Annotated in this window: 25 protein-coding genes; 2 read left to right on the forward strand and 23 right to left on the reverse strand. The window is 72.8% G+C overall.

The features are described from left to right. Window positions 1-7: 7 nt before the first annotated feature. From AC1UE4_RS21435 to AC1UE4_RS21450, 4 genes are all read right to left on the reverse strand, one after another. Complete coding sequence (locus tag AC1UE4_RS21435; RefSeq protein ID WP_482919366.1) at window positions 8-1,996, reverse strand: FkbM family methyltransferase; 1,989 nt, start codon at window positions 1,994-1,996, stop codon at window positions 8-10. 36 nt (window positions 1,997-2,032) lie between these two features. Continuing rightward, a complete protein-coding gene (locus tag AC1UE4_RS21440) occupies window positions 2,033-2,665 on the reverse strand; it encodes a CHAP domain-containing protein (RefSeq protein ID WP_482919367.1) in 633 nt (210 codons plus the stop codon). Between the two features lie 96 nt (window positions 2,666-2,761). Then, the gene (locus AC1UE4_RS21445) at window positions 2,762-3,547 is read right to left on the reverse strand and encodes a flagellin N-terminal helical domain-containing protein (protein ID WP_482919368.1); all 786 of its coding nucleotides are present in this window, start codon (window positions 3,545-3,547) and stop codon (window positions 2,762-2,764) included. 195 nt (window positions 3,548-3,742) lie between these two features. Next, on the reverse strand, window positions 3,743-4,528 hold the full coding sequence (locus AC1UE4_RS21450) for a flagellin N-terminal helical domain-containing protein (RefSeq protein WP_482919369.1): 786 nt from the start codon (window positions 4,526-4,528) through the stop codon (window positions 3,743-3,745). Window positions 4,529-4,683: 155 nt separating this feature from the next. Here AC1UE4_RS21450 and AC1UE4_RS21455 point away from each other — a divergent pair, with 155 nt between their 5' ends. Both AC1UE4_RS21455 and AC1UE4_RS21460 read left to right on the forward strand, forming a co-directional pair. Then, a complete protein-coding gene (locus AC1UE4_RS21455; RefSeq protein WP_482919370.1) occupies window positions 4,684-6,393 on the forward strand; it encodes a glycosyltransferase in 1,710 nt (569 codons plus the stop codon). A gap of 50 nt (window positions 6,394-6,443) precedes the next feature. Continuing rightward, entirely contained in the window at window positions 6,444-9,539 is a 3,096-nt protein-coding gene (locus AC1UE4_RS21460) for a glycosyltransferase family 2 protein (RefSeq protein WP_482919371.1), read from the forward strand. On the opposite strand, the gene AC1UE4_RS21465 is transcribed toward AC1UE4_RS21460, so the two are convergent. The 19 genes from AC1UE4_RS21465 to AC1UE4_RS21555 all read right to left on the reverse strand — a co-directional run bounded on the left by AC1UE4_RS21465 (window position 9,536) and on the right by AC1UE4_RS21555 (window position 23,549). Next, complete coding sequence (locus AC1UE4_RS21465) at window positions 9,536-9,742, reverse strand: hypothetical protein (protein ID WP_482919372.1); 207 nt, start codon at window positions 9,740-9,742, stop codon at window positions 9,536-9,538. The genes AC1UE4_RS21460 and AC1UE4_RS21465 overlap by 4 nt on opposite strands. Further along, the gene (locus AC1UE4_RS21470; RefSeq protein WP_482919373.1) at window positions 9,739-10,104 is read right to left on the reverse strand and encodes a hypothetical protein; all 366 of its coding nucleotides are present in this window, start codon (window positions 10,102-10,104) and stop codon (window positions 9,739-9,741) included. The genes AC1UE4_RS21465 and AC1UE4_RS21470 overlap by 4 nt, the downstream gene beginning before the upstream one ends. Before the next feature lie 16 nt (window positions 10,105-10,120). Next, the gene (locus AC1UE4_RS21475) at window positions 10,121-10,723 is read right to left on the reverse strand and encodes a flagellar brake protein (protein ID WP_482919374.1); all 603 of its coding nucleotides are present in this window, start codon (window positions 10,721-10,723) and stop codon (window positions 10,121-10,123) included. Then, complete coding sequence (locus AC1UE4_RS21480) at window positions 10,720-12,180, reverse strand: hypothetical protein (protein WP_482919375.1); 1,461 nt, start codon at window positions 12,178-12,180, stop codon at window positions 10,720-10,722. The genes AC1UE4_RS21475 and AC1UE4_RS21480 overlap by 4 nt, the downstream gene beginning before the upstream one ends. Next, complete coding sequence (gene flhA / locus AC1UE4_RS21485; RefSeq protein WP_482919376.1) at window positions 12,177-14,258, reverse strand: flagellar biosynthesis protein FlhA; 2,082 nt, start codon at window positions 14,256-14,258, stop codon at window positions 12,177-12,179. The genes AC1UE4_RS21480 and flhA overlap by 4 nt, the downstream gene beginning before the upstream one ends. After that, window positions 14,255-15,346 (reverse strand): flagellar biosynthesis protein FlhB, encoded by a 1,092-nt coding sequence (gene flhB, locus AC1UE4_RS21490; protein WP_482919377.1) that lies wholly within the window; start codon window positions 15,344-15,346, stop codon window positions 14,255-14,257. The genes flhA and flhB overlap by 4 nt, the downstream gene beginning before the upstream one ends. Beyond that, window positions 15,343-16,140 (reverse strand): flagellar biosynthetic protein FliR, encoded by a 798-nt coding sequence (locus AC1UE4_RS21495; protein ID WP_482919378.1) that lies wholly within the window; start codon window positions 16,138-16,140, stop codon window positions 15,343-15,345. Before AC1UE4_RS21495 ends, flhB begins: the two co-directional genes overlap by 4 nt. After that, window positions 16,137-16,409 (reverse strand): flagellar biosynthesis protein FliQ, encoded by a 273-nt coding sequence (gene fliQ / locus AC1UE4_RS21500; RefSeq protein WP_482919379.1) that lies wholly within the window; start codon window positions 16,407-16,409, stop codon window positions 16,137-16,139. The genes AC1UE4_RS21495 and fliQ overlap by 4 nt, the downstream gene beginning before the upstream one ends. Further along, the gene (fliP, locus tag AC1UE4_RS21505; RefSeq protein WP_482919380.1) at window positions 16,406-17,047 is read right to left on the reverse strand and encodes a flagellar type III secretion system pore protein FliP; all 642 of its coding nucleotides are present in this window, start codon (window positions 17,045-17,047) and stop codon (window positions 16,406-16,408) included. The genes fliQ and fliP overlap by 4 nt, the downstream gene beginning before the upstream one ends. Then, entirely contained in the window at window positions 17,044-17,637 is a 594-nt protein-coding gene (locus tag AC1UE4_RS21510; protein ID WP_482919381.1) for a FliO/MopB family protein, read from the reverse strand. The genes fliP and AC1UE4_RS21510 overlap by 4 nt, the downstream gene beginning before the upstream one ends. Window positions 17,638-17,705: 68 nt before the next feature. Further along, window positions 17,706-18,047, reverse strand: a complete 342-nt coding sequence (gene fliN, locus AC1UE4_RS21515; protein ID WP_482919382.1) for a flagellar motor switch protein FliN — start codon at window positions 18,045-18,047, stop codon at window positions 17,706-17,708. A gap of 15 nt (window positions 18,048-18,062) precedes the next feature. Then, window positions 18,063-18,506 (reverse strand): flagellar basal body-associated FliL family protein, encoded by a 444-nt coding sequence (locus AC1UE4_RS21520; RefSeq protein ID WP_482919383.1) that lies wholly within the window; start codon window positions 18,504-18,506, stop codon window positions 18,063-18,065. Between the two features lie 43 nt (window positions 18,507-18,549). Continuing rightward, window positions 18,550-19,371, reverse strand: a complete 822-nt coding sequence (locus AC1UE4_RS21525; protein WP_482919384.1) for a flagellar motor protein MotB — start codon at window positions 19,369-19,371, stop codon at window positions 18,550-18,552. Between the two features lie 4 nt (window positions 19,372-19,375). After that, window positions 19,376-20,194: a flagellar motor protein gene (locus AC1UE4_RS21530; RefSeq protein WP_482919385.1), complete on the reverse strand. Its 819-nt coding sequence runs from the start codon at window positions 20,192-20,194 to the stop codon at window positions 19,376-19,378. Between the two features lie 4 nt (window positions 20,195-20,198). Then, window positions 20,199-20,411 carry a flagellar FlbD family protein gene (locus AC1UE4_RS21535; protein WP_482919386.1) on the reverse strand — a complete coding sequence of 71 codons (213 nt, stop codon included), beginning with the start codon at window positions 20,409-20,411 and terminating at the stop codon, window positions 20,199-20,201. Window positions 20,412-20,418: 7 nt separating this feature from the next. Continuing rightward, the gene (locus AC1UE4_RS21540) at window positions 20,419-21,282 is read right to left on the reverse strand and encodes a flagellar hook-basal body complex protein (protein WP_482919387.1); all 864 of its coding nucleotides are present in this window, start codon (window positions 21,280-21,282) and stop codon (window positions 20,419-20,421) included. Between the two features lie 43 nt (window positions 21,283-21,325). Next, window positions 21,326-21,715, reverse strand: coding sequence for a TIGR02530 family flagellar biosynthesis protein (locus tag AC1UE4_RS21545; protein ID WP_482919388.1), 390 nt, complete (start codon window positions 21,713-21,715; stop codon window positions 21,326-21,328). Continuing rightward, window positions 21,715-22,113, reverse strand: a complete 399-nt coding sequence (locus AC1UE4_RS21550) for a flagellar hook capping FlgD N-terminal domain-containing protein (RefSeq protein ID WP_482919389.1) — start codon at window positions 22,111-22,113, stop codon at window positions 21,715-21,717. The genes AC1UE4_RS21545 and AC1UE4_RS21550 overlap by 1 nt, the downstream gene beginning before the upstream one ends. Next, window positions 22,113-23,549 (reverse strand): flagellar hook-length control protein FliK, encoded by a 1,437-nt coding sequence (locus tag AC1UE4_RS21555; protein ID WP_482919390.1) that lies wholly within the window; start codon window positions 23,547-23,549, stop codon window positions 22,113-22,115. Before AC1UE4_RS21555 ends, AC1UE4_RS21550 begins: the two co-directional genes overlap by 1 nt. Window positions 23,550-23,689 lie beyond the last annotated feature (140 nt).

Below are 23,689 nucleotides of genomic sequence, written 5' to 3' on the forward strand. Positions count from 1 at the left end.
GGTCGGCTCAGCCGTGCAGGCCGGGCCGCTCGAGCAGCACGTGCGGCCAGTTGCCGTGCGCCAGCAGCGGCTCGAGGGCGATGGGCTCGGCTTCGCCCTCGTCGGAGAGGTACCCGACGCGCCAGCCGGCGGCCACGAGACGGGCCAGGCGATCGCCGAGCGCGGCGTAGTCGTCGCCCATCCGGTCGCGGAGGAGCTCGAAGCAGACGCGATCGACGGTGCCGGAGGCCAGCAGGCCGCTCATGCCGGCCAGGACCTGCTCCTCGCCGCCCTCGACGTCGATCTTCACGAGGGCGATGCGCTCGAAGCGGCCCAGGTGGACGTCGAGCGGCTCGGCGGGAACGACGACCCGCTCTTCCCCGTCGACGAGGAACGCCTCCTCGTAGGCGGCGTCATGAGCGAGCAGCGACCCGTTGCCGCGGAAGCGCGTGGAGAGGAAGAAGGGCAGCGAGCCCTGCTCGGCCGCCGCCGCCTTGGGCACCACGTCGACCCAGCCGGCCTGGTAGTTCATCGCGATCGTGTCGCGCAGCAGGGCGAGGTTCGCGGGGGCCGCCTCGTAGGCCACGACGCGGCCGGACGGCCCGACCACCGTGCCCATCAGCAGCGTGAAGAGGCCGACGTTCGCGCCGACGTCGAAGGCGACGTCGCCGGGTTTCAGCGTCCGGGCGACGAAGCGCGTGAAGCCCTCCTCGTACGTCCCGTGGTGGACGACCTCGGGCGTGAGGCTGAGATCGGACGCGGCCATGAAGAGCTTGCCGCCCCAGTTCGTCGAGACGAGCAGGCGGTCGTTGCCGAGGTAGGTGGCGCGGTGCTGCGCGACCGGAGCGGGAGCCGGCGCGGAGGCCGGCGCGGGGGCCGGCTGGGGCTGCGGCTGCTCGGCGGTGACGGAGGCGAAGGCGCGCAGCCGGCTCTCGAGCGCGCCGTGGTCGCCGGTGCCGGCGAGGAAGCCGCGCGCGTCGGCGACGGCGGGCCGGCCGTACGTCTCGTGCAGGCGCTGCGTGTCGTGCAGCCACGTGACCGCGGCGCCGACCTCGAGCAGCAGGTGCTCCTGGCTGCCGACCGGCACGACGGCGTGGTCGAACGGCGCCTCGAGCACCTCGGCGAACGACATGATCGCCATCTCGGCGCACGCGTCGGCGTCGAGCTGCAGCGCGGCGAGCAGGCGCTGGACGTGCTCGAGGTCCGCGGCGGACGGCTCGTGGGGGACGGCGAAGACGAGCTCGATCGGTGCGCCGGCGCCGAACAGCGCGGAGAACGGCTTCAGCAGCGCCATCGCCGTCGCCGGGTCCTCCCAGTCGGTGGCCAGCACGAGCCGCCAGGCCGTCGGGGCGACGCGGGGGCGCTCGTCCGACCAGCTCGCGGCCCAGTGGTGGACGGCGTACGCGCCGGGGAAGGCCTCGTCGCGCCGGTACGGCTCGTTCCACAGGTACGGGTAGACCAGGTCCGGGCCGAGGACCGCGAACGTCTCGCGCAGCGCGGGGTCGCTCGCGACCGAGGTGAGGAAGACGGGGCCGGTGACCTCGTTCGGCGGGGCGTCGCCGCCGCCGGCGACGCTGGCCGGCAGGGCCTCGACGACCGCCTCGAACAGCGGGTGGCCGGGGATCGCGGCCATCAGGCCGATGCTCAGCAGCTCGCCGTCCTCGCTGGCGACGACGGCGGTGTGGCCGGCGAGCAGCGAGTCGATCGGGCGCAGGCACTCGAAGTCCGTGTCGACGTACAGCCCGCCGTGGGCGAGCAGCAGCTCGTAGCGGACGATGTCCGCCTTGGCGGCCAGGGTCGTCGCGGCGTCGACGAGCGCCTGGTTGCGTAGCGGCGGGAGGTCCTCCTCGCGCCAGAGCTTGATCTCCCACCCGGGGTGCTGCTCGGCCCACGTCTCGCCGAAGCGCCGGTACTCGTCGGGCATCGGCGCGTCGCCGAGCCAGAGCCGGTGGATGACGCGCGGGATGAGCAGGCGCCCGGCGGGGGAAGCCGGCGACGCCGTGATGGGGGACGCCATGCCCCGGTGGTCGGACGGGCGCGCCGTCGCTTGAGATCAGCCGAGCCGCACGAACCCGATGGCGCCGCCGCCGTCGGGACCGTAGGTGCGGCGGGAGACCGCGTCGGAGGAGTTGCCCTCGATCGTGTTGATCGAGCCGTCGGGGCCGACGGACTGGACGACGCCGATGTGCTCGTCCCAGACGATGAGGTCGCCGGGCTGCGGCGGCTGGGTTCCCGCGGGGATCGCCTTGCCGGCGCTCTGCGCCCACGCGTAGACCGCGTCGACCGACCCGAAGCCCTGCCCGGCGTTGCCGAGCGGGACGCCGGCCTGGCGCGCCGCCCACGAGACGAAGTACGCGCACCACGGGCCGGGACCGGGCGCTCCCGCCGTCGCCGAGCGGTACTCGGCGATGCGCGGCGAGTCGTTCGAGCCGGGCGGCTGCTCGGCGACCCCGACCTCGGGCGCGACCGCCTGGAGGATGCGCGCGCCGGCGCCGTTGCCGGACGGCATCGCCGTGGCGCCCATCGGGCTCGCGCCCTGGAGCATCGAGGCGAACGAGGACGGGACCGTGCCCGTCGACGACGTCGCTCCCCAGCCGGTCTGCGGAGCCGTCGCGGGCTTCGCCGGCGCGGGCGAGAACGCGCTGTGCAGCTCGGCGACCCGGGCCATGACGGACTCGACGGACATCAACCCGGTCATCGGACGTCGTCAGCCGGCCTTGAGAACGAAGAAGGGGCGGCCCGGAAGCCGCCCCTTCAAGCAACCAACGCTGGAGGGTGCCTGCTACCGGAGCAGCGAGAGCACGCCCTGCGAGGACTGGTTCGCCTGCGCCAGCATGGCCGTGCCCGCCTGCTGCAGGATCTGCAGCTTGGAGAAGTTGACCATCTCGGCAGCCATGTCCACGTCGCGGATGCGGCTCTCCGAAGCGGTCAGGTTCTCCTGGTAGGTGGCCAGGTTGGCGAGCCGGTGCTCGAGGCGGTTCTGCACCGCACCGAGACCCGCGCGAGCCGTCGACACGTTCTTGATGTAGCCATCGATCGTCGCCAGCGAGTCGCTGCCGACGCTGATGGTCGGGACGTCGGTGGACAGCGTGAACGCCGTCGTCCCGATCGTCTCGCCATCGGCCCCGACGACGAAGTCGAACGTGGAGCCGCCCAGGAGGACGTTCCCGTTGAACTTGGTCGAGGAGCCCACCGACGTGATCTCGTTGTTGAGCTCGGTCACCTCGGAGGCGATCGCGCTCTTGTCGTCGGCGTTGAGCGTGCCGTTGTCGTACTGCACCTTCAGCTCACGGATGCGGTTGAGCATCGAGTGAACCTCGGTCAGGGCGCCCTCGGCGGTCTGGACGAGCGAGATGCCGTCCTGCGCGTTGCGCTGGCTCTGGCCGAGGCCCGAGATCTGCGCACGCATCTTCTCCGAGATCGCCAGCCCCGCGGCGTCGTCCGCCGCGCGGTTGATGCGGTAGCCCGACGAGAGCTTCTCCATCGCCTTCGCAGCCTTGGCCGACGTAGCGGTCAGGTTGCGGTGCGAGTTGAACGCCTCGACGTTGTTCTGAATACGAAGGGCCATTGCGGTTCGTCTCCTTGACGGTTACGGGGGGGACTGGTTTCCCATCGAGGCAACTCCCTGTCGCCTCGCCTCCCGTCATCGACCCGGCGCGCCGGCGGTTTATGGCCGGCGCGGAGAGGTCGGACGAACGTCCAGAGAACGGCGAAGGGGCGGCCACTCGGGCCGCCCCCTCGTTCCGGCGGTTGAGCTTGGTCCTTAGCGGAGCAGCGACAGCACGCCCTGCGAGGACTGGTTGGCCTGCGCGAGCATCGCCGTGCCGGCCTGCTGCAGGATCTGCAGCTTGGAGAAGTTGACCATCTCGGCAGCCATGTCCACGTCGCGGATGCGGCTCTCGGAGGCGGTGAGGTTCTCCTGGTAGGTCGCCAGGTTCGCCAGGCGGTGCTCGAGGCGGTTCTGGACCGCGCCGAGGCCCGCGCGAGCGGTGCTGACGTTCTTGATGTAGCCGTCGATCGTCGTCAGCGAGTCGCTGCCGAGCGAGATCGTCGGGACGTCGGTCGAGAGCGTGACCGCGCTCGTGCCGATCGTCTCGCCGTCGGCGCCGACGACGAAGTCGAACGTCGAGCCGCCCAGGAGGACGTTGCCGTTGAACTTCGTGCTGGTGCCCACCGAGGAGATCTCGTTGTTGAGCTCGGTGACCTCGGACGCGATGGCGCTCTTGTCATCGGCGTTGAGGGTGCCGTTGTCGTACTGGACCTTCAGCTCACGGATGCGGTTCAGCATCGAGTGGACCTCGGTCAGCGCGCCCTCGGCGGTCTGGACGAGCGAGACGCCGTCCTGCGCGTTGCGCTGGCTCTGGGCGATGCCCGAGATCTGCGCGCGCATCTTCTCCGAGATGGCAAGGCCGGCCGCGTCGTCCGCAGCGCGGTTGATGCGGTAGCCCGACGAGAGCTTCTCCATCGCCTTCGCAGCCTTGGCCGACGTGGCCGTCAGGTTGCGGTGCGAGTTGAACGCCTCGACGTTGTTCTGGATGCGAAGGGCCACGAGATCGTCTCCTTGACGGTCGGGGGTGTGGTGGCTCTGAGGCGACTCCTTGTCACCTCACAAGCCCGTTGTCGGCCGGGACCGCGTTCGGGTGAGGCCTACGCGCCAGGGTTCGATCGAACGTCCAGTCGTGGCCATCCGCCATGATCCGGCCGGTGGCGGTGCCGGATCAGCACGACCTCGGCTCGCGCCGCGCGCGCGGGCTGCCGACCGTCGTCGATCTCGGCTCCGACGTCTCGGCCCTGCGCGATCCGGTGGTGCGCGGCGCGATCGCGCGGACCGCGTCGTCGTGTCGCGTCGCGTCCGCCCGGGCATGGCGGGAGGCGTGCGCGCTGGGGCTGCCGGCCGAGCTGCTCGAGCCGGTACCCGAGGACGATGGTGAGCTGACCGCGCGCTGGGTCGGCGACCACGGGCGGCGCTCGTCGCTCTCGATCATCAACCAGCACGTCATCGCCGCGCTGCCGTCGGCGATCGCGGTGCAGCGGGTGGAGCGCGACGGCGCCGCGGTCGATCCCGCTCCGTCCTCGGCGGTCGACGTCGAGGTGCGCCACAGCTGGCCGCCGGTGCTGCGCCGGCCGGAGGAGGGGCGCGTCGCGCTGATCGCTCCGTGGGAGTTCGGAGCGATCCCGGTCGCGTGGGCGGACGCGCTGCGTGACGACCTCGACGAGGTGTGGGTGCCCAGCGCGTTCGTCGCGCGGATGTACGTGGCCGCAGGGGTGGACGAGGACCGCGTGCACGTCGTCCCGAACGGCGTGGACCCCGAGCGGTTCACGCCGGACGGGCCGCGGCTGGAGCTGCCGGGTCCGGACGGGTTGCGGCTGCTCTTCGTCGGCGGCGCGATCCCGCGCAAGGGGATCGACGTGCTGCTCGCCGCCGCGCGCGCCGCGTTCGCCGGCCGCGACGACGTCACGCTCGTGATCAAGGACGTCGTGGTCAAGGAGTACAGCGACGTCGACCGTGAGCTCGTGCGCGCCGCCGTCGACGACCCAGCCGGCCCGCACGTCGTGCACCTCACCGACGAGCTCGACGAGGAGGAGCACGCCGCGCTCTTCCGCTCGTGCGACGTCCTCGTGCACCCGTACCGCGGCGAGGGCTTCGCGATGCCGGTGCTCGAGGCCATGGCGTCCGGCCTGCCGGTGATCACGACGGCGGGCGGGCCGACCGACGAGTTCTGCCCCGAGGACGCGGGGTGGCGGATCCGCAGCGGGCGGCGCGTCTTCGACGTGCGCGCGGCGGGCAGCCTCGAGACGGTCGACCGGCCGTGGATGCTCGAGCCCGATCCCGTCCATCTCGTCGAGCTGCTGCGCGTGGCGGATGCGGCCGGCGCGGAGGAGCGCGCGCGGCGGGGAGCGGTCGGACGGGAGGCCGCGCTGGCGCTGTCGTGGCCGGCGATCGCGGACCGGTACGCCGAGCGGCTCCAAGCGCTCGCGCGGCGCGAGCCGCGCTGGGCGGCGCCTGGTGCCGCGCCGTACGCGTGGGAGCGGAAGGTCGCGCACCGCGTGCTCACGGTGCCGGCGTGGCGCGGGGACGACCGGCTCGCCGAGCTGCTCGCCACGTGGGCGGCGTCGACGCGCGCGGGCGAGGACAAGACGCTCGTGCTGCTCGCCGACCCGCGCTTCGACGGCGACGGCGCGGAGATGGAGGCCCACGTCATGGCCGCCGCCGGGCGCGCCGGCGCGGACCTCGAAGCCTGCGCCGACCTCGAGGTGCTCCTCCACGAGACGGACGCGCGCGGGGTCGCGCCCCTCCTCGACGGAGTCGCCGCCTACGTCCCGCTCCACCCGGGCTGCCCCGGAGACGTCCGCCTCGCGCGCGCGCTCGCGACGCCCGTGTACGAGCCGGACGACCCGCGCCTCGCCGGCTGACGCCTCAAGCGCGGCGTCTCCCGGCCGATTGCGGGGACGTGTCCCCCGCCGTGACCCCGTCGGTCGCGCTGCTCCTCGTGGCCGAGGACGACGTCGAAGCGCTCGGCGCCCAGCTCGAGGCGCTCGTCGCCGCCGACCTCCCCGACGACGCCGAGGTCGTCATCACCGCCGACTGCGCCTCCGCACCGGTGCGTTCCCTTCTCGCCCGGCTCGAGGGCGACGTGGTCGTCCGCGCGCTCCCCGCTCGCGTCGGCCGCCGTGCCGCCCTCGCCGAGGCCGCGACCGCCGCGACCGCCGACGTGGCGATCGCCCTCGGCCCGCTCACCCTTCCCGAGCCCGGCTTCGTCGCCCCGCTCGTCGCCGCCGTCCGCGCCGGCGCGGGCATCGCCGGCCCGACCGTCGTCACGTCCGCCGGCGCGCACGCCGGGCTGCGCCTGCTCGGCGACCGCTCGGTCGCGCCGGGCGGCACCGACGCGCTGCCGCTCGACTGCATCGCCGCGCCGCGCGAGCTCTTCCGCTTCCTCCCCGAGTGGCACGACCGCGGGCAGGACCTCTGGGAGGTCACGCTCGCCGAGCGGGCAGCCAGCTGGGGCCCCGTCGCCGTCGCGCCCGAGGCGCGCGTGCGTCGGCCGGCCGCCGCGCTGCCGGCGTCGATCGTGCTCTGCACGCAGAACCGCGAGGACGAGATCGGGCCGTGCATCGACGCGCTCGTCGCCGACGGCGCGCTCGCCTCGGGCGGCGAGATCCTCGTCGTCGACAACGCCTCGACCGACGGCACCGCCGCCGCCGCGCACGCCGCGCGCGAGCGTCATGGCGACGGCGTCCGCGTGATCAGCGAGCCGGTCCCCGGCCTGTCGCGCGCCCGCCGCACCGGCGCCGCGGAGGCCCGGTACGACGTCCTCGTCTACTTCGACGACGACGCGCGCCCGGCGCCGGGCTGGTTCGACCACCTCATGCACGCGTTCGGCGACGCGGGCGTCGCCGTCGCGGGCGGCCCGATCAGCGGTCTCTGGCCGCAGGGCAGCGAGCACGCGGCGTTCCCGCACGTCGCGCTCGGCTTCTTCAGCGTGCTGCAGCTCGTCGACACCGACTTCGACCTCGACGCTCCGAACAGCCCGTACGGCGCGAACTACGCGATCCGCCGCAGCGCGCTCGAGGCCGTCGGCGGCTTCGACGACCGCTTCGGCGCGAGCGCCGGCCGCCGGCTCGGCGGCGAGGAGACGCTCGTCAGCCAGCAGATCCAGAGCCGCCGCCTCGGCCGCGTCCGCTACGTCGCCGGCGCCGCGATCGGCCACCGCATCCCGCAGGAGCGCGCGGCCGACGCGGGCTACGCGCTCATCCGCGCGTACCGCTGGGGCGCGGAGACGATCTGGCACGAGGAGGCGCTGAAGGGCACGACCGAGGCCGGTCTGCGCACGCATCTCGCGGCGATCAACGAGCTGCTCGACGTCTCCGTGACGTGGCCCGGGCGGCTGGACTGCGACGCCGCGTTCCGGCTGATCGCCGAGGCGCCCGACGAGATGCCGCGGCGGATCTTCGCGCTCAAGGCGCTCGGCGAGGTGGCGGTGTGCACGCACCTGCTCGGCCTCTCCGAGGTGCGCCTGCCGAGCGGCACGGTGCTGACCGTCGACGAGCGCCACGCCAACGGCTTCGTCGCCGCCGCGCACCCGGTCGGCGACCCCGGCGCCCGCCCCGTTCCGGCGGGCGAGCTCGACGGCGACCTTCCGAAGGTCAGCTGCATCATCCCGGCGTACAACATGGCTGCCTACCTCGGCGCGGCGATCGACAGCGCGCTCGCCCAGGACTACCCGGCCGGCAAGCTCGAGGTCATCGTCATCGACGACGGCTCGACCGATGCGACCCCGGAGGTCTGCGCCCGCTACGGCGATCGCATCCGGGCGATCCGCCAGGAGAACCAGGGCGTCGTCGTCGCGGTCGAGCGCGGCATGCGCGAGGCGACGGGCGAGCTGCTCGCCTTCCTCGACGCCGACGACGAGTGGCTGCCGCACAAGACGCGCCTGCAGGCCGAGCGCTTCCGCGAGCGCCCCGAGGTCGGCCTCGTGTTCGGCGACTTCGAGGTGATGGACGGCGACGGCCGCCCGATCCACGGCTCGCTCTGGAACCGCACCGGGTTGTTCCCGACGCGCACGACGTCGGCGTTCGGCCGGCTCGTCGCGGCGAACTTCGTTCAGACCGGGACGCTCGTCGTCCGGGCGTCGCTGCTCGACGCGATCTGCCCGATGCCGAAGGACGCGCCGTGGCAGGACTGGGCGGTCGCCGTCGCCGCCGCACGCGTCGCGCCGATCGACCACGTCGCCGTGCCGCTCTTCCGCTATCGCATCCACGGCGCGAACGCCTGGGCGAGCGAGGACCCGGAGGCCAACGCGCGGGCGCTGGCGAAGGACCTGCGCTTCCGGCGCGCGACGATCGAGTCGCTGCAGGCGGGCGAGGTCGAGCCGATCGACCTGCGCGACGCATCGCACCTGCTCTGCATGAACCTGCTGCAGCTCGCCAACGCGACCGGCAAGCCGGTGCACGAGCTGCTCGATCGCGACGCCGCGACGCTCGACCGGGCGATCTCCCACCACGAGGCCGGCCGCGCCGCCGCCGCCGCGGGGGCGCTCGACGCGGCCGCCGTGCACTTCGCGCACGCGATCGCGGCCGATCCCGCGCGCCAGGAGGCGCTGCGCTGGCTCGACGCCGTCGTCGCGCGGCTGCTGCGCCGCCGCTCCGACGTGCCCGACGGCCCGCTGCCCGAGCTGCCGTCCGAGCAGACGGCCAAGGGAGCGCTCGGCGCCGTTGCCGCGCGCCCGCTCATCGTCCTCGCCGACGAGCTCGCCGGGACGCCCGACCTCGTCGCGGGCTACGCCGACGCGTTCGGCGACGCGCCGCTCGTGATCTACGCGCCCGACCCGCTCTCCGACGACGAGGTCGCGCGCCTCGAGCACGCGGTCGACGCCTCGGGCGTCGCCGCCGCCGGCATCGACGTCGCGGTCCTCGCGACCCCCGGCGCCCGCGCCGTCGAGCGCCACCTCGCCGAGACCGCCCGAGGCCTCCTCACCCGCCGCGCCCACGCGACGTCTCTCGCGACGCTGACGCCGCTCGACGCGGCCACCGCTTCGCCGATCACCGCCCTCGCGGCCTAGCCGAACCGCTCAGGCGACGACGTCGATGTGCCCGTCGCCGAGCGGCTCGTCGCCGTCGGTGGGGCCGGGCCGGCGCTCGCGGCGCTCGGGGTCGCGCTCGACGGCGCGGGCTCGCGGTCGTCGGTGTGACGGCGCCGGCGGACCGGGACGATCGGGGCGATCGTCTTGCGGTTCACGTCGAGGGGGCGGATCGGGTCGGTCATGCGGTGACCTCAGTCCGCCGCTCGTCCTCCTCGTGGTGCGCGCGCAGCAGGGCCTCGCGCTCCGCACGGCGGCGCTGCGCCTCGGCTTTCGCCTCGGCCAGCACGAGCTGGCGCCAGAACGACACGCCGAGCGCCCAGGCCGCGACGTAGATGACGATGCCGGCCACGAGCGCGCGGACGCCGGTCTCGAAGGCGTCGACGCCGGCGCGGTGCGAGAGGAACGCGACGAGGACGAACGTGGCGAGGCCGGCCCACCCGCGGAGCGCGCGCAGCGACTGCCGCGCACGCGGGTGCTCGGACACGGAGACGTGGGGCCAGGCGCTGTGGGGCTGCTCGACCGCGTTCTTCTTGCCCTTGCCCATCAGCGGTTCCTCCTCATCACGCGCGGCCCTTCGCCTCGCGCAGCTCGATGCGCTGGCGCTCGAAGATCCACCGCACGAGCTCCTCTTGGTCGACCGGGTCGATCCGGTCGAACGCGAGCGCGACGTGGCCCTCGGCCGTGCGGCGCCTGACGTGCGCCAGCACGCGCAGAGGCTCGCGGTCGGGGAGCTTGATCGTCACCTCGGCCTCGGTGCCCTCCTCGACGGGCCCCGCGCCCGCGACGAGGATGCCGCCCGCGCTGACGTCGAGCGTGTAGGTGTGCAGCGGCCGGAGGACGTGGCCGGGCGTGGAGACGAGCCCGGGGACGCGCGCGGACACGCGGACGTGCGCGCGGCGCTGGTCGAGGTGATGCTCGCCGGCCAGGGACAGCTCGATGGTGCCGGAGCGGTCGGCGCCGAGGACGATGCACGGCGCGCAGAGGACCCCGCGCGGCGTCGTGATCGTCACGTCGCCGGCAGCGCCCGCGAGCTCGGGCGGGAGCGGGACCAGCGTGTCGACGATGAGCCGGTCCTCCAGAGCGGCGGAGACCTGGCCGGCCCAGTCGCCGTGGTGCATCAGCACGACGCGCGCGGGCTGGCCCTTGACGACGTGCTGGATCACGGCAGCATGCGCCCGGCGAGGGCGGTCGGATCGGCGAACGTCATGCCCTCGCCGATCGCGGTCCCCGCGACGACGTAGGACAGCGGCGTGCCGTCGGTGACGGCGAGATCGACGAGGGCGCCGATGTGGTCGGTGTCGTCGGCGTGCGTGACGAGCAACGCCGACGGCGCGAGCGGCGCGAACGCCGAAAGCGCCTCCCGGGCGACGGCCCCCGCGACCGTCGCCGGGAGGACGAGATGGGTCTCCGTCACGCCGGCGGCCTGCAGCTCGCGCGCGAGCCAGGCGACGTCGTCGGCGCTGCGCGCCGAGACGGCCGGGGTGTCGATGACCACGAGAGCCTGGCCGGCGCGGGTGCCGACGATCGTGCGCGCGTCGGCGCCGCCGTCGACGGGCCGCACCGCGACGCCGTGCGGGTCGAGCAGCTCGGCGAGCTCGGCGCCGACGTCGCGCGGGCGCAGCGACAGGCACACGACCGGGAGGTCGGAGCGGTGCGCGTACGCCGCGGCGAGGCCGGCGGCGGCACGGGTCTTGCCCGAGCCGCCGGGGCCGATCAGCGCGATCGTGCGGCCGGCGCCGCCGAAGCCGCTCTGGACGGGTATGCGCCGCGCGAGTGCCGCTCGGATCTGGCGCTTCAGGCCGCTCCCCCGCGGAGCGACCGGAAGGCCATGAGCGATCGCCTCGGCGACGCAAGATGACGCCAGCTCGCCCGAGAGCCCGTGCGCGACGAGCTTGGCCTCGAGCGCCGCAGCGGCCGCGGGGCGCGCGCGGACCAGGTCCTCGGCGGCCTCATCGAGCTGCGGCTGGCGGGTGAAGTTCGGGTCCTGCGTGAAGCGCGGCTCGCGGAGCGCCGGCAGGGGAGCGGCCGGCGGCTGCGGCACGGCGGGAGCCGGGGGCGCGGCGGGCGGCTCGTAGGCCTCCGGCGGCGTGGGGGAACCGGCCTGCCCGTAGGCGGCGGCCGCACGCGCGGAGGGGGACTGGGGAACGAACGGGGGCTGGGGAGCGGCCGGCGGCTGGGAAGCGGCGGGCGGCGGCACCTCGGCGAGGTCGGACGCCCACGCGTTCCAGTCGTCGTCGGGCGCCTGCTCGGCGACGTCGTGCTCGGCGTCCTGCAGGAACGTGGCGAACGGCTCGCTCTGCGCGGCGATCCGGCGCATCGCCGGCGCGGCGAAGCCCTCGTCGCGGTCGGGATCCGGCGGCAGCGGAGCGGTGGCGGCGCGCAGCGCGGCCTCGTCGTCCTCGGCCAGAGCGCTGAAGACGCCGGCCTCGCCGGGACGGGCGGGACGCGCGTCGACCTCGATCATCTCGCGCTGGAAGAAGCCGGCGACGCCGCCGACCAGGCCCGTGCGCTGCCGCTCGATGACGGCGTCGCGGCCGAGCTCCTCGCGGATCTTCGGCAGGACCTCCTCGAGGCTGCGCCCGCGGTACGTGGTGGTTCCCTCGGGACGGTCGGCGCTCACGCGGCCATCGCCTCCGCGGCGCCGACGATGCCGACGGTCTCAACGCGCAGCCCGGGCGGCGCCTCCTGGTAGGCGAGCACCGGCAGCTGCGGCAGCGCCTGCTCGATCAGACGGCGAATGTGGCGGCGCACGCGGCTCGAGCACAGGACCACCGGCCGCATGCCGGCGGCGTTCTCGGCCTGCGCCTGCAGCGACTCGACGAGCGCGTGGGCACGCGAGGGATCGAGCGCGAGCACCTCGCCGTCCGGCGTCTGGGCGATCGCGTCGGCGACCTCCCGCTCGATGCCCGGATCCATGGCGATCACTCGCAGCGTGCCCTCGGCGTCGATGAACGGGGCGACGATCCGGCGCGACAGCGCCTGGCGCGCGTACTCGGCGAGCACGGCGGGGTCGCGGGTCAGACGCGCCTTGTCGCCGACGGCCTCGACGATCGGGCCGAGATCGCGGACGGAGACGCCCTCGCGCAGCAGCGCCTGGAGGACGCGCTGGATCTCGCCCACGGTGAGCACGTCGGGGACGACCTCCTCGACCACGGCTGCATTGTGCTCCTTGAGCTGGTCGAGAAGCTGTCGGGTCTCCTGGCGGGTGAGCAGATCGGCGGCGTGCTGGCGGATCGTCTCGGTGAGGTGGGTCACGATCACCGACTCGGCGTCGACCACCGTGTACCCGAGCGCCTCGGCCTCGGCCCGGCCGCTCTCCGGGATCCACACGGCGGGGAGGCCGAAGGCCGGCTCGATCGTCGGGACGCCGGGAAGGTCGCCGAACGCGTCGCCGGGATCCATCGCGAGCTGGTGGCCGGGCGTGATGCGCGAGGACGCGACGTCGGTGCCGCGCACGCGGACGACGTACTCGTGCGACTCCAGCGACAGCTCGTCGTGGATGCGCACGGGCGGGACGACGACGCCGAGGTCGCCGGCCAGCTGGCGGCGCACGGCGCTGACGCGGGTCAGGAGGGAGCCGCCGGCCGAGGCGTCGACGAGCGGCACGAGGCCGAAGCCGATCGCCAGCTCGAGCGGGTCGACGGTCAGCGCGTCGATCGCCGCGTCGCGCGGAGCGGGCATCTCGCGGGCCGCCTGCGCCTTCGCATCGGCCGCCTGCTGGAGGTCCGCGGCCGCCTGGTCCTGCTCGCGCTTGCGCAGCTGCCAGGCGATCGCGACGAGACCCGCGCCGACGAGCAGGAACGGGACCTTCGGGAGGCCCGGCACGAGCGCGAACGCGATGAGCACGACGCCCGCGATCATCGGTGCCTTGCGGTTCTTGGCGATCTGTCCGGCGATGTCGTTGCCGAGGTCGCGCTCGGAGGCCGAGCGCGTGACGATGATGCCGGTCGCGACGGACACCAGCAGCGCCGGGATCTGCGCGGCGAGGCCGTCGCCGACGGTCAGCAGCGAGAAGGTGTGCGCCGCGTCGCCCATCGACATGCCCTGCTGGGCGACGCCGACGATGATGCCGCCGATGAGGTTGATGAGCGTGATGACGACGGCGGCGATCGCGTCGCCCTTGACGAACTTCGAGGCACCGTCCATCGCGCCGTAGAACTCCGCCTCGCGCGCGATCTCCTCGCGGCGCTTGCGGGCCTCCTCGTCGCTGATCTGCCCGGCGTTCAGGTCGGCGTCGATCGCCATCTGCTTGCCCGGCATCGCGTCGAGGGTGAAGCGCGCGGCGACCTCGGCCACGCGGCCGGCGCCGTTCGTCACGACGACGAACTGGATGACGACGAGGATCAGGAAGATGATCAGGCCGACGACGACGTTGCCGCCGACGACGAACTCGCCGAACGACTTGACCATGTGGCCGGCGTCGCCGTGGAGCAGGATCAGGCGCGTGACCGAGATGTTGATCGCGAGGCGGAAGAGCGTCGTCAGGAGCAGGAGGCTCGGGAACGCCGCGAAGTCCAGCGCGCGCGGGAGGTAGAGCGTCGTCGTGAGGATCGCCAGGCCGGCGGCGATGTTCATGGCGATGAACAGGTCGAGCAGCGCCGACGGCAGCGGCACGACCATCATCACGACGAGCAGCACGACGCCGCCCGCGGCGAGCAGGTCGGTGTGCTTCGTCAGCTTGTTCGCGAACCCGTTCATGCGGCGAGAGCTCCGGCGGTGAGCGCGCGGCGGCGGCCGGCCACGCGGTAGACGTAGGCGAGAAGCTGGGCGACGGCCTGGTAGAGCTCCTCGGGGATCATCTGGCCGACCTCGACCGACGCGTGCAGCGACCGGGCGAGCGGCGGGTCCGGGACGACCGGCACGCCGTTGGCGGCGGCGATCTCGCGGATCTTGAAGGCGATGAGGTCCTTGCCCTTGGCGACGACGATCGGCGCGGCGTGGTCGGACGAGTAGCGCAGGGCGACCGAGTAGTGCGTCGGGTTGGTGACGACGACGTCGGCCTCGGGGATGTCGGCCATCATGCGGGCACGGGCGGCGGCCATCTGGCGGCGCTTCATCGCGCCCTTGACCTCGGGCGACAGCTCCTGGTTCTTGAACTCCTGCTTGACGTCCTCCTTCGTCATCTTCAGCTCCTTCTCGGTCGACCAGCGCTGGTACGCGTAGTCGGCGATGGCGATGACGAAGTAGGCGGCGGCGGCGCGGAAGCCGATCGCGAGGACGCGGTGGGCCAGCTCGGACAGCAGCACGTCCGGCGGCATGCCGACGAGCCCGGCGAGCTCGTCCATGTCGGGCAGGATCGCGATGGCGAGCACGCCCGCGATCGCGAGCATCTTCGCGACGCTCTTGCCCGTCTCGAACAGCGCGCGCTTGCCGAAGAGGTTCTTCGCGCCGGTGATCGGGTTGAGCTTCTTGGGGTCGGGCTTGATCGCCTGGGCGGACGGCTTCCACTTGACCTGCAGGAGGCTCGTGGCGACGCCGGCGAACAGCGACGCGGCGGCGACCGGCCCGGCGACGACGGCGAGCGTCTTGCCGAGCGATCCGAAGAGCACGGCGAGGCCGTTCTCGTCGACGATGCTCGGGTTGGCGATCAGGCCGAAGACGTCCTGCATCGAGGCCTGCAGCTGACGCATCGAGAGCGGTGCGGTGGCGGCGAGCGTGGCGAGGCCGGCGAACAGCACGATCGACCCGTTGAGGTCCATCGACTTCGCGACCTGGCCCTTCTTGCGGGCCTCGTCCCGGCGCTTGGGTGTCGCCTTCTCGGTGCGCTCCCCGCTGCTCTGGCTCACGAGCTCACCCCCAGCGACCCGAGCGCCGTGCGGACCGAGCTCTCGAGCTCGTTGCCGACCCAGCCGGCGACGAACGGCAGCGAGGCCGTGATGACGAACGTGCCGACGAGCACCTTGGCGGGCAGGCCGACGGAGAAGACGTTGAGCTGCGGGACCACCTTCGTGACGAGGCCGAACGCCGCGTCGGTGAGGATCAGCGCGAGCACGACCGGCGCGGCGACGGCGAGCGCGGCGCCGAAGAGCGCGACGAACGCTCCGAGCACGCCGTCGACCATCTGGTTCATGTCCGGCATGGCCAGCATCGGCACGAGCTGGTAGGTCTCCGCGACGCCGCGGATGACGAGCTGGTCGCCGCCGATCGCGATGAAGATCATCACGCCCGCGAGCGTGTAGAGCTGGCTGAGGACCGCGGCGCCCTGGTTGCCGGTGATCGGGTCGACCGACGCGCCGAACGAGAAGCCGATGAGCGTGTCGAGGATGCCGCCGGCGACCTGCAGCGCGAAGATGAGCATCCCGATCGTGAACGCGAAGGCGAGGCCGACGAGCAGCTCCTTCGTGACGAGCTGGCCGATGCCGAGCGCGTCGAGCGGCGGCTTGCCGTCCGCCAGCGCGAGCGGCGTGAGGCCGACGGCGAGCGCGACGAGGACGATGCCGCGCACGCGCATCGACAGCATCCGCGACGAGAACAGCGGCGCGAAGATGAAGAGCGGCGAGAGCCGCGCGAGCACGAGGATGAACCCCACGAGGTTCGGCGCGCCGAAGTCGCCGAGCAGATCGCCGCTCAGCTGGTTCACGGCGCCGCCAGCTCCGGGATCGACGCGTACAGGTCGTGCGCGTAGACGACGAGCTGGTCGAGCATCCACGGCCCGGCGACGACGATCACGGCGACCGTCGCGAGGATCTTCGGGATGAAGGTGAGCGTCTGCTCCTGGATCTGCGTGACGGCCTGGAAGATCGACACGGCGAGACCGACGACGAGGCCGGCGGCGAGCATCGGCAGGCCGATCTTCAGCGCCAGCTCGAGCGCGCCCACCACGAGGCTGATGACGGTGTCGCGCGTCATGACCCGAAGGACTGGACGAGGGACTGCGTGATGAGCGCCCAGCCGTCCACGAGGACGAACAGGAGGATCTTGAACGGAAGCGAAATGAAGACCGGTGGGAGCATCATCATGCCCATGGACATGAGGACGCTCGACACGACCAAGTCGATGATCAGGAACGGCAGGAAGATCAGGAAGCCGATCTGGAACGCCGTCTTCAGCTCGCTGATGATGAACGCGGGGATGAGGACGTAGGTCGGGACGTCCGCCCGCGTCTTCGGGTCCTCGAGCTTGCCGAGCTTGACGAAGAGCGCGAGGTCCTTCTGGTCGGTCTGCTTGAACATGAACGTCCGCAGCGGCGCCTCGGCCCGCTTGAGCGCGACGGTCTGCGAGATCTTGCCGTCCTGCAGGGGCTCGAACGCGTCGGTCTTGATCTGGTTGAACGTCGGCGCCATGACGAAGATCGTCAGGAAGAGCGCGATGCCGACCAGCACCTGGTTCGGCGGCGCGGCCGGCGTGCCGAGGCCCGACCGGATGAAGCCCAGGACGATGAGGATGCGGGTGAAGCCGGTGACCGTGAAGAGCAGCGCCGGGACGAGCGTGACGCCCGCCAGCAGGACGAGGATCTGGACCGCGTTGCCGCCGTCGACGCCGTTCATCGCCGCACCGTCAGCTTGCGGAAGTGATCGACGATCGCATTGAGGCCCTGGCCTGAGGAGACCGCTCCGCTCTTGGTTTCGCCCTTCGGTCCTCGCAAGCTCGGACCTCCGGTCGACGTCACATGGGAGTCATCGTCGTCCGCCAGGAGGCCGGCGGCGCGCGCCTCAACCTCGTCGTAGCGGCGGATGGGCGTGACGCCCTTCTCGCCGACGCCGAGCAGCACGAGCTCGTGGCCGACCCGGACGAGGTGGACGGAGCGGTTGGGACCGAGCGGCAGGGAGGCCATCGACGCGAGGCCGGCCCCGCTCGACGAGCCCTCCTTCGCGGCCTTCACCTGCTTGAGCACCCACGAGAGGCCGTAGATCACGCCGAGGACGACGGCGAGGCCGACGATCATCCGCGCGATGCCGCCACCGCCGCCGCTCGTGGCGGCGCGCTCGGCCGGCGCGCTCGTGTCGAGGTTCAGCGGCGTCTTGTCCTCGGGCACCGTCGTCGTGCCCGAGGCGGCGAGCGCGACCGGCGCGGCGAGGAGCAGCGCGAACAGGCACGCCGAGACGGCGCGCAGGATGTGGGCGGGGGACCACTTCATTGCGGGGGACGACTCCGTGGAGTCCCCCCGTTGTTCGACGGGTGTTCGAGGTTCTTTAGGCCGCCCGCTCAGGCAGCCATCGCATCGCCCAGCCCGCGGGCGATGCCCGCGCCGACCTCGGTGATGCGGAGGCCGAACTCCTCGTCGATGACGACGACCTCGCCGCGAGCGATCGGCGTGCCGTTGACGAGGAGGTCGACGGGCTCGCCGGCCAGCCGGTTCAGCGACACGATCGCGCCGGGCCCGAGGGCCAGCGTCTCCCCGATCGTCATCCGCGTCCGGCCGATCTCTACGGTCAGCTCGACGGGGACGTCGTGCAGCCGCGTCAGGTCGGTGGCGGCGTCCGCGATGCCGGCACCGGCGACGGTGCCGTCCAGCGGGGCCAGCTCGATCTCCTCGTGCTCATGCATGGTCGGTTCCTCGTGTCACTGAACGGCCACGTCCGTGAAGAGGACGTGCTCGGCGTGGACGTCGCTGTACTTCTGGATCTTCCTGAGCAGCTTCTCCTTCAGCTGCTCGCGCCCCTCGGGCTCGACGAGCTTCTCGGCCTTGACGCCGGTGAGGGTGTCGGTGACGAGCCCGCGGACGATGGCCTCCTGGGGCAGGGTGCCGAAGCCCTCGGGCGGCTCGGCGCCCGCGTGGCCGGCCTCGGCCACGATCGGCTCGTGCTCGGGCAGGACCAGGGCGACCGTGAGCTTGGCGTACCGGTTCTCGGCCAGGTTGAGGAGGAACTCCTTGGGCAGGACGTAGACCTGGCCCTCCACCTTCGCCTTGACCTTCGCCGGCGGCTTGGCGAGCACGGTCTTGTAGACCCCTCCCAGCACGATGAGCGCCACGAGAGGCAGGATGAACTTCATCTTGCCCTTCACTTGTCGGTCCCTTCCTGGGGCACTGCCTCGGCCTCCATGGCCATCAGTTCTGGTGCTGTCTCAGTACGACGAGCTCGACCCGCCGGTTGCGCCGGCGGCCTGCGTCCGTCGCGTTCGTCGCGATCGGATGCTCGGCGGCGTATCCCGTGGCTGCCAGCCGGCCGGCCCACACGCCACGCCCGATCAGATCTCGGACGACGGCGGTGGCGCGGGCCGTGGAGAGCTCCCAGTTCGTCGGGAACCGTCCGCTGACCGGGACGTTGTCGGTGTTGCCTTCGACAGTGATCGGGTTCCGGACCTGGGTCTTGAGCAACCTCGCCACTGCGTCCAGCAAAGGTCCAGCCGATGACTTGAGGTCCGCGCTGCCCGAGTCGAACAGCACGCGGTCCGTGAGCACGCGCACGACCAGGCCGCGGCGCTCGACCTCGCTCTGGACCTCCTTCGACAGCCCGTGCTGCTCCGCCCAGGCGTCGATCTCCTTCTTCAGCTTCTCGAGGTCCTCGACCTCCTTGTCGGCGGCGTCCGACCGCGTCCCGTCGCCCTGCGCGGTGTCCTGCGCGGGCTTGATCTGCGGGATCGGCGGCTCGGCCGCCGGACGGGCGGCGCTGGACTGCGCCGGGCCGGGATGCATGATCTGCTCCCCGCCAGGAAGGATCTTGCCCGAGAAGGCCTCGCGCAGGGAGACGGCGAGCGCGTCGAACTTGCCGCTGTTGACCACGGACATCGACCACATGACGATGAACAGGGCCATCAGCAGCGTGATCATGTCGGCGTAGGTCAGAAGCCAGCGCTCGTCGACGTGCTCCTCCTCGTGGCCGCCCTTCTTGCGACGGCGGCTCGGCTTGCCTCCCTTGGTCGAGGCCATGGCGCTACGCGGCCTCCGCCAGCGCCGGGCCGTCCTCGGCGGCGGCCGCGCCGGCGCCGTCGCTCGAGCCGCCGCGCTCCGCGGGCGGGATGAACGTCATGAGGCGGTCGGAGATGAGCCGCGGGTTCTCGCCCGCCTGGACGGCGAGGATGCCCTCGAGGACCATCGTCTTGACCTGCTCCTCCTGCTGGGAGAGCAACTTCAGCCGGTTGGCGACGGGGTAGTAGAAGAGGTTGGCGGAGCCGACGCCGTACAGCGTCGCGATGAACGCGCCCGCGATGGAGTGGCCCAGCGTCTCGGGCTTGTCGAGGTTCTCGAGCACGTGCACGAGCGACGCGACGGTGCCGAGCACGCCGAGGGTGGGGCCGAAGCCGCCGGCCTGCACGAACGGGGCGACCGACTTCCTGTGCCGCTCCGACATGCCCTCGAGCTCGGCCTCCAGGATCTCGCGGACGAGATCCGGGTCGGTGCCGTCGACGACGAGCTGCATGCCCTTGCGGACGAAGTCGTCGTCGATCTCGCCGACCTCGGCGTCGAGCGCGAGGAGGCCCTCGCGGCGTGCCTTCTCGGCGAACGAGACGATGCGATCGAGCTCCGCCCGGTAGTCGGGCGGCTCGGTGCTCATCGCGGTCTTGTAGAGCGTCGGGATGGCCTTCATCTGCTCCATGGACGTGGAGGCCATCGTGGCCCCGAGCGTGCCACCGAGCACGATGAGCGCGGCCGGGACGTTGATCATGGATGCAGGGGAACCGCCCTCCATGAAGATGGCCAGGATGATGGCTCCGACGCCGAGCCCGATGCCGACTGCTGAGACGGCCTTCATGTGATCACGTGGGGATGGACGTTGCGTGGATGGGGAACAGGCTGCGCCGCCAGTGGCGGACCTCGGCCATGACCTCGTCGGGACGCTCGGCCACGACGAGGTTCGTGCCTGTCGTGAGGTGCACGACGGTGTCGGGGGTCGCCTCGACGGTCACGATGAGGTCGGGGTTCAGGAGGAACGGCGCCTGATCGCGCCCGAGGCGATGCAGCTCGATCATCGGACGATTACCGCTTCAGGTTGACCAGGTCCTGGAGCATCTCGTCCGCGGTCGAGATCACTCGCGAGTTGGCCTGGAAGCCGCGCTGCGCGGAGATGAGCTCGGTGAACTCCGTGGCGAGGTCCACGTTCGACATCTCGACGACGCCGGAGACGACGGCGCCGAGGCCGACCGTGCCGGGGACGCCGCCGCCGACGGGGGTCTCGGGACCCGACGCCGGCGAGACGCGCCAGAGGTTCGTCGACGCGCGCTCGAGGCCGCCCTCGTTGGCGAACTTCGCCAGCGTGAGGAAGCCGGCCGTGACGCGGTCGCCGCCGCCCGCCGGGATGTAGGTGACCTGGCCGTTCGAGCCGATCGTCATGTTCGACGCGCCGTCCGGGATCATCAGGTAGACGTCCGGCGCACCGGCGTCGGAGGTCTCCTTGCCGAGCAGGTAGGCGCCGCTCTGCGTCACCAGGAAGCCGGCCGAGTTGCGGGTGAAGTTGCCCGCGCGGGTGAAGCCCTCGGCCGTCGCCGGCGCGCCCGCGGGCGACGTCAGGTCGGCCGGGCCGGTCGTGGTCACGCGGAACCAGCCGTCGCCCTGCACGGCGAGGTCGAGCGTGTTGCTCGTCGCCTGCAGCGCGCCGCCGCTCATGAGGTTGTCGATCGAGCCGAACTGCACGCCGAGGCCGATCTGGCCCGGGTTGCGGCCGCCGCCGCCGACGCCCGGCGCCGAGGGGGCGCTCTGGAGCTGGGCGAGCTGGTCCGTGAACGTCGTGCGGCTGCCCTTGTAGCCGATGGTGTTCACGTTGGCGATGTCGTTCGCGGTGACGTCGAGCATCGCCTGGTGCATCTTCAGACCGCTGATCGCGGAGTACATGCCTCGGAGCACGGGGGTTCTCTCCTTAAGTCGGGACGGGTTACGCGCGCTCGCCCTAGGCGATGACGGCGCTGTCGATGTTGGTGAAGACGTGGTCGCGCATGTGCGCGGGATCGACCGCCGTGATGACGGTCTTGTTGCGGACTGACACGACGAACGCGGTGCCGTCGACGAAGACGACGGACTCGCGGCCGCCCTTGGCAGCGGCCCGGCTGACGCCCTCCTGGAGGCGGAGGAGCGTCTGGGGGCCGAGGTCGATGTTGCGGCGCTGGATGCGCTGCAACGCGTGACCGGAGAACTGGACGCCGGCGGTGCGCTCGGCGAGGACGTCGCCGAACCCCGGCGCTCCCGGCGTGCGCGGCGCGGACGCCGGCGCGACGGGACGCTCGACTGCTCCGGGCGCCTTGGCGCCGGGGACGAGCAGCGGGTCGACGAGATGGGTCACTACTTGACCTCCGTGACGGTCGAGGGGTCGATCCCCTCGGTCTCACCGACGACGAGCGTCGGCTTGCCGGCCTCGATGACGACCTTCGCCACCGTGCCGGTGCCGACGGCGCCGGTCTTCGGATCCGTGAAGGTGACGTCGCGCCCGATGAGCTGGAACGCCCGCTCGGACTCCATCGTCTTCGCCATGTTGGTCAGCTGCTCGAGCGAGGACATCTGCGCCATCTGGCCCATGAAGTCCTTGTCCTCCATGGGGTTGAGCGGGTCCTGGTTCTTGAGCTGGCCGACCATGAGCTTGAGGAAGTCGTCCTTGCCGAGGTCCGGCGAGGCCTTCTTCGGGCTCGTGGCGTTGCCGATCGCCGTGGCGTTCAGCAGGTCCGTGGGGTTGATCGCCGACATCAGGCGATCACGTCCAGGACGCCGCCGCCGTTCGGCAGCGGGACACGGCTGCGCACGGCCGGGGCCTCGACGACCACCTCGTCGGCGTCGCCGGAGCCGTTCGAGCGGCCGTTGCCGCGGTTGGAGCGGCTCGCGCCGAACCCGTTCGCCGACTGGGCGAAGGAGCGCTGCTCCTCGCCGCGCGTCCCGACGTCGAGGCCGAGCAGGCTGATGCCCGCGTCCTCGAGCGACTTGCGCAGGTCGTCCAGCCGGGTGTGCAGGGCCTGGAGCGCCTCGGGGGACTCGGCGACCAGGCGGGCCGACAGGCCGCCCGCGTGATGGCGCAGGTGCAGCTCGACCGCGCCGAGCTCGGCGGGGTTGAGGTGCAGGCGCGCACGCGTGACGCCCTCGCGGACGGCGACGTGCAGGCCGGCCTCGACGGTGCGGACCACGTGCTGCGTCGGCACCGCGGCGCGCGCAGCGGCGGCCGGAGTGGCCGGAGCGGCGGGCGTGGCCGGCGTCGTGCCGTTGGCGGCGTGCGCCGGGGTGGCGGGGCCGGCCGGAGTGGCCGGAGCCGCCGGGGCGGACGCCGCCGGAGCGGACGCGGTCGCATCGGCCGGCGCGGTGGCCGGGGTCGGCGCGGCGGCGCGCTCGGCGCGATGCTCGAGCGCCGGGCTCGCCGGGGTGGCGGGCGTCGCGGGCGTGCCGTCCTTGCCCGGCGTGGCCGGGGTGGCGGGCGTCACGTCGTTGCGGCGGTCGCCGTGCCGGTCGGCCCAGGCGTCGCTGCGGCGGCCGTTGTTGGTGTGCGTCGCGGCGTCGTCGGCGCCGGCGTTCTGATCGGCGGGCACGTCGGTGCCGTCGGCGGCGGGCTGCGCCGGCGTGGCCGGCTGCTCGTCCGTCGCGGTCGTCGCCGGGACGTCGGTCGCGGTGACGGCCGGCGCCTGCGCGGGCACCTCGGTGGCCGCGGCGGTCGCCTCGGCCGGGGCCTGCGCGGGCACGACGGGCGGCACGGCGTCGCTGAGCGGCGCCGGCGTCAGGTTCTCGGGTGTCGCGGCGACGGGCGACGAGAGCGCCGGGTCGACCGCGGGAGCCTGCGGCTGCTCGGCCGGCGCGGCCGGCTCGGTCGCCGGGGCGTCGGCCCCGGGCGTCGCCGGGGCGTCGTCCGCCGGCTGCTGCACGGCGTCGTCGCCGCGGTCCTTGCGGGCGACCTCGCGGACCTGCGCGCCGTGGTCGTTGCCGTCGTTCGCCCGCTGGCGAGCGACGTCGCGGACGTCGGCGCCGTGCGTGTCGCGCGGCGAGTCGTTGCGAGGGCCTTCCGCAGTGGCGGTCCGGGCCCGATCGCTCTGGAGAAGCAGAGCGAACGCGGATGCTCCGGGTGGAGCAGCTCCGCGGGCGCCTCCGGGCGGCCAGTCCGTGGCGGCCGTCGGCGCTGTGGGTGCAGCGATGCGTGTGGTCATGGCGGTTCGGCTCCAGTGATCGGGTCCCGGGCCGCCGGCTTGAACGCGAAGCCGTCCACGTCTGGACGTCCGTTCGACGGAGATCCGCCGTTCGTCCGATGTTCGGCTGCCTCACGTACGCGAGCGCGCAGGTTCTCCGG

Source organism: Parviterribacter kavangonensis, from assembly GCF_056863335.1.

Coding starts and splice junctions, on each gene's coding strand:
- AC1UE4_RS21435 (WP_482919366.1), bottom strand. CDS start 1,996: ATGGCGTCCCCCATCACGGCGTCGCCGGCTTCCCCCGCCGGGCGCCTG.
- AC1UE4_RS21440 (WP_482919367.1), bottom strand. CDS start 2,665: ATGTCCGTCGAGTCCGTCATGGCCCGGGTCGCCGAGCTGCACAGCGCG.
- AC1UE4_RS21445 (WP_482919368.1), bottom strand. CDS start 3,547: ATGGCCCTTCGTATTCAGAACAACGTCGAGGCGTTCAACTCGCACCGC.
- AC1UE4_RS21465 (WP_482919372.1), bottom strand. CDS start 9,742: ATGACCGACCCGATCCGCCCCCTCGACGTGAACCGCAAGACGATCGCC.
- AC1UE4_RS21470 (WP_482919373.1), bottom strand. CDS start 10,104: ATGGGCAAGGGCAAGAAGAACGCGGTCGAGCAGCCCCACAGCGCCTGG.
- flhA (WP_482919376.1), bottom strand. CDS start 14,258: ATGAACGGGTTCGCGAACAAGCTGACGAAGCACACCGACCTGCTCGCC.
- fliQ (WP_482919379.1), bottom strand. CDS start 16,409: ATGACGCGCGACACCGTCATCAGCCTCGTGGTGGGCGCGCTCGAGCTG.
- fliP (WP_482919380.1), bottom strand. CDS start 17,047: ATGAACGGCGTCGACGGCGGCAACGCGGTCCAGATCCTCGTCCTGCTG.
- AC1UE4_RS21510 (WP_482919381.1), bottom strand. CDS start 17,637: ATGAAGTGGTCCCCCGCCCACATCCTGCGCGCCGTCTCGGCGTGCCTG.
- fliN (WP_482919382.1), bottom strand. CDS start 18,047: ATGCATGAGCACGAGGAGATCGAGCTGGCCCCGCTGGACGGCACCGTC.
- AC1UE4_RS21525 (WP_482919384.1), bottom strand. CDS start 19,371: ATGGCCTCGACCAAGGGAGGCAAGCCGAGCCGCCGTCGCAAGAAGGGC.
- AC1UE4_RS21530 (WP_482919385.1), bottom strand. CDS start 20,194: ATGAAGGCCGTCTCAGCAGTCGGCATCGGGCTCGGCGTCGGAGCCATC.
- AC1UE4_RS21535 (WP_482919386.1), bottom strand. CDS start 20,411: ATGATCGAGCTGCATCGCCTCGGGCGCGATCAGGCGCCGTTCCTCCTG.
- AC1UE4_RS21550 (WP_482919389.1), bottom strand. CDS start 22,113: ATGTCGGCGATCAACCCCACGGACCTGCTGAACGCCACGGCGATCGGC.
- AC1UE4_RS21555 (WP_482919390.1), bottom strand. CDS start 23,549: ATGACCACACGCATCGCTGCACCCACAGCGCCGACGGCCGCCACGGAC.